At 37.8% G+C, this 4,513-nt stretch carries 4 protein-coding genes and 1 pseudogene; 1 reads left to right on the top strand and 4 read right to left on the bottom strand.

Going from position 1 to position 4,513, the window contains the following annotated elements:
* Positions 1-153: 153 nt before the first annotated feature.
* The gene (locus AC1DUA_RS24900) at positions 154-702 is read right to left on the bottom strand and encodes an HAD-IIIA family hydrolase (RefSeq protein ID WP_477502321.1); all 549 of its coding nucleotides are present in this window, start codon (positions 700-702) and stop codon (positions 154-156) included.
* A 182-nt stretch (positions 703-884) separates the two neighbouring features.
* Positions 885-1,466: a hypothetical protein gene (locus AC1DUA_RS24895; RefSeq protein WP_477502320.1), complete on the bottom strand. Its 582-nt coding sequence runs from the start codon at positions 1,464-1,466 to the stop codon at positions 885-887.
* A 397-nt stretch (positions 1,467-1,863) separates the two neighbouring features.
* On the opposite strand from AC1DUA_RS24895, the pseudogene AC1DUA_RS24890 reads away from it, so the two are divergent.
* Positions 1,864-3,047: pseudogene (locus tag AC1DUA_RS24890) on the top strand (IS110 family RNA-guided transposase).
* A gap of 262 nt (positions 3,048-3,309) precedes the next feature.
* Here AC1DUA_RS24890 and AC1DUA_RS24885 read toward each other — a convergent pair.
* On the bottom strand, positions 3,310-3,567 hold the full coding sequence (locus AC1DUA_RS24885) for a hypothetical protein (protein ID WP_477502319.1): 258 nt from the start codon (positions 3,565-3,567) through the stop codon (positions 3,310-3,312).
* 208 nt (positions 3,568-3,775) lie between these two features.
* Positions 3,776-4,063: a hypothetical protein gene (locus tag AC1DUA_RS24880; protein ID WP_477502318.1), complete on the bottom strand. Its 288-nt coding sequence runs from the start codon at positions 4,061-4,063 to the stop codon at positions 3,776-3,778.
* Between the last annotated feature and the right edge of the window lie 450 nt (positions 4,064-4,513).

Here is a 4,513-nt window from a genome sequence, read left to right as displayed (position 1 = left end):
TCCAACACGCCTTTATCATAGTATTTTCACATCCTTCCTCATTTGAAACCATATAGTTTTGCAACATTACGCCCTTTAGTCGAGCAAAGGCTGCCGATCATGCTGGCAGCTCATCTTGGTTCTAAATGTAACTTCCTTCATTAGGTTATAGCGTCATACCAATTCTTGTTTATTATGGATGCCTACTAACCATTCAACTGCATCTAAAAGGTCCATCGCAATATAATCTGGGGATGCTTGCTCATACCATTTGTGTCGGTATTTTTCCAAAGACTGCTTACCCCAGCCTGTCTCGACAAGAATTCTTTTGGCTCCTACAGCGGCAGCTGCAAGCATATCAGTCGAACCCACATCTCCAATAACAACACAATTAGTCAGATCTAGTTCGTGATCGGCAGCAGCTTTATTAAACATTCCAGGTCTTGGTTTATGACACACGCAGCCTTCTTCAGGCTCATTAGGACATATATATGCTGCATCGAATCCATAACTTTCAAATTCTTTTTGAAATTCTAACTCTGTCGCTAATCCTTTGGATATGTTGTGTTGATTAGTAATGGGAAATATTTTAACACCATGGTCTTTTAATAACTGCAATGCTACTAAAGATGAAGGGAATAACTCAAAGTCTCGAGGATGAATGAAGTGACCGTTTCCACCTAATGTTCCATCACGATCTACAAAAACAGCTTGAAATTTCAATGAAATATCCCCCTCATATTGTACTTAACTAATCCGGTAATTCTCTAAATGATTGGAAGTATCCTGCCCGTCCCTCGGGGAAAACAAAAACGGCTGCCTAAGCAACCGCTGTTTCGCTATCGTTCCTTCGTTAATTTAATAAATAGATTCGAATAGTTTTACTTCATTAGCGCTTCCTTAATTCATTTAATCAGTAATTTTTTAAGTTCAAAAATAGTTGCCTCTGATAACATGATAAGCCTGTTGTTATTAACAACAAAAAAGGTTAGAGGTATGTTAACTTTTGAAGAAGGGTCACTTATGTTTATTACTTTTACTACATCATTTATATTTAAGTCTGGGATAACTATTTTATATAATCTATAAAAAGAGTCGGAGTTATCACATGCCGCTGTAATCTTATTTAATGGATTTTTTAGTTCATATTGATAAATATTATAGTTTTTAAGTCCTTTTGATGAAAAAAAGTCTTTTTTAATTATAATTTCATCTCCAATAAATTTTTGCCCTGTTGGATATTCAGAAGCATCATTATATGAATTTGCGAATCCTAAAAGCTTCTCAACTTTCCAAGTTCCATAGAAATATTTTTCAGTTTCACTATCCAATTTTATACTTTCTACATTACAATATTCGGAAAGTTTAGGATCACTAGTAGTATTTTGATTTGATGTCATTTCAACATTTCCACATGCCGATGCTAGCATCAACATTATCATAATACAAACCAATAATATTTTTTTCCTACTTTTACTAATCGACATAACGAATGCCCCCTAAATAGTTGCCAGTATATTTTTCTTATTCGACGTTATATTCTCAACTTCTCTTTATTGAAATCCCTAATTGGAAGTGATATTTATTATTCCCACAATTTAGGACGCAATGAAATGGTGGGAGTTTCGCTGACCTGCCCGTTCGTATTATGAGGTCACCAGATATTTCTGGTAGACCTCATTTTTGTGTGGTCTTAAGATAGCGGTAGCCGGGGATCGAACGATTCTGCCCGTGGGAGCCAGATCCCGAGAGCTATTCAGTTCATCCCCCCTACTTGTTCAACCATGTTTAGGCTGGTTGGGACATGAATCCCGTATCACATGCGATAGTGTGGAAGACAAGAAGGTTAGGGGTTGCCGGTGAGAATACTACAGGAGTGATGTTATGAATCCAGTCATTGGTTTGGATGTTTCAAAGGGAGAGAGCCATGCACAAGCTTTTTTAGATCGGGGAGTACCTCATGGGAAGATTTTTAGGTTTAGTCATGATATTGAAGGGTTAGCTTCTTTTTTAAATTATATTAGAGGATTGGAATCAGCTGCAGAGATGCCTCCCACCATTGTTATGGAAGCGACAGGCCATTATCACAGCCCCGTCGTTCAGTATTTGGACGAGCAACAGTATCTGTACATTATAATTAATCCGTTAATCTCACACGAAGCCAAGAAAACCAATTTACGACGGGTGAAAACGGATGCAGCTGATGCTTATCAACTTGGGACGCTGTTTTATAAAGAGGAGTTTGAACCCTACAAAAAACGGGGTCAGCATCTCATGAATTTACGCTATTTAACACGACAATATGAATCTTTAACGGGTATCTATGTTCAAGCAAAACTACAATTCCAGTCAATTCTGGATCAGGTTTTCCCCGAATATCATGGCGTGTTTGGTGATCTTTATTCTAAAGTTTCCCTTCGATTTCTGGCATTACACCCAACATCTAAAGAGGTCCTAGAAATGTCCGATAATGAAATTGCAACAGCGATCGGGCGACTCACTGGGCGTGGTAAATCCGCATCGTGGTGTTTGGAACGTGCACAAAGCCTGGCAGCTGCGGCAAGGCGAAATCCATTTAAGGAGACGGCTTTTCCAAGCCACTTGATCTCCTTGCAGTTGCTCATCAAGTTGCTTCTTCAATACCAGGAGCATCTAGCAACCCTTATTAAATCGGTAGATGCCCTGGCAGAAGAGTTACTAGAATATGATTTAATGGCACTAAAATTGCAACAACAATTTTGGCTGAGATTGGGGAAATCGATCGGTTTGATCACGCAAAGAAACTGGTGGCCTTTGCTGGCGTTGATCCAAGCGTTTTTTCTTCAGGCAAGTTTACAGCAACCCAGAATAGAATCACTAAGCATGGCTCCAGGAGACTTCGTACTGCCCTGTATCAAGCTGTACGATGTGGTATCCGTAGCAATAGAAATAAGAAATTAAGGGCTTATTATGATAAGAAACGTGCCGAAGGAAAGCTATTCAAAGTAGCGATAATTGCTTGTGCGAATAAACTCATCCACTGGATTTTTGCTATCTTAACTACTAAGGAAGCGTTCCGTTTAGAGTAAGTCGTGAAAAATAAAAATATATGGAAAATACTTCCGTGCTTTATCGGACGGTTATTTCCCATGCACTTTTTTAAGTATATCACTTCATGAATCCATCATTAATAATTAAATATTGACAAGCTATTAGCTGGAATAGCGAAACAGGCTGCCGCAGTAATTAATCGCGGCAGCCTGTATTAATCGCTTATTGAACTATAGTTCCTCGTTACTTCAATACAATATGATTTTCAGATATTTTGATCTGTGTAATTATTTACCCAATTCAAGAACTTAATCCAAATAAATTCATCAAAAACTGAATCTTTATCAAGTTGAAAATGTTCTCCAAGTCTCTCCACTCGGAGAAATTAAACTCTTTAGGATACTTCCCTAGTTTGGTAAGTTCAATGAGTAGACCTTCAAACGCCATCTCATATTCACTGTGGTTGAAGTAATGCTCTACTTCTTTAATGTCCTTCACACTTAAGATTTCCTTGGAAGAAATTATAAACTGTTTTAATTGAATATAAGAAGTATCCATATCCTCACCTCAATATTTAATTTCCTATTCAATTCAGCTGCCTGATACTTTTAAACAAGGAGCATCAGCGATTGCTCCTTGTTTTCTCAAGTAACGTTCTTACTTTAGCTTAATGATTAATTATGCTCCGAAGCGTGAATACGGTGTTATGCGATACTGCTGCTTCTTGAGGACACTTACAAATGTCTTATACAACGATCTTAATTTCTTAGTCTTCATAAAAAAATAATTCTATATCCTTATCACTAATAAGCTTGTTATTTCTTATGTATTTCGTTAAATCTACTAAAAATTCTTCACATAATGTAGTGTACTTCATAATAAATTCTTCTCGTCCTATAGTTTCATAAGATTTAACCACTAAGACTTCTTTGTGAGCCCTCTTTATAAATAAAGCTACTCCTAAATAATTCTCACTCGTGAACAATGCAATTGAGTTATTAATAAAACAAACAAGCCTATATAAAGGCGAGCTCATTCGAAGTGCATCGCTCATATGATGTAGCTCCACCGAATTTAGTTTCTTAAAATGATTTTGAATAACTTCTAGATTTACCAAATGTTTTCTCACTCCTATTAAGCGGTTTCGCATAACGTCTTATTTACGAACTACGCAAAGATTCCATCCATGGAGTATTCGCCGAAGTAATTAAACGATCCTCTCGATCGTATAGCAAAGAAGGCTACCGTTTCATGCTGTCGGCAGCCTTCTCATGCTGTCTATTGAGCTATAGGTTGCAATAGGTAAGCATTTGATGTAATCTCCAGCTTTTCCCCTGCGCCACACCGGACGTGCCAGTTTCCCGGCATCCGGCGTTCCCTCTAACTGACTTTACTARATCATAAGTTCCTCGTTACTCAAGGWTATWGACKGTTAGGTCATCCTWGTAGCTTGCACTGTGGCATCCATTGATGTCCCCACGTTCCTACCTGATCGGTGCAATTC

The organism is Paenibacillus sp. 01T422, from assembly GCF_056398785.1.
This window is presented reverse-complemented; position numbering and strand designations above follow the sequence as displayed.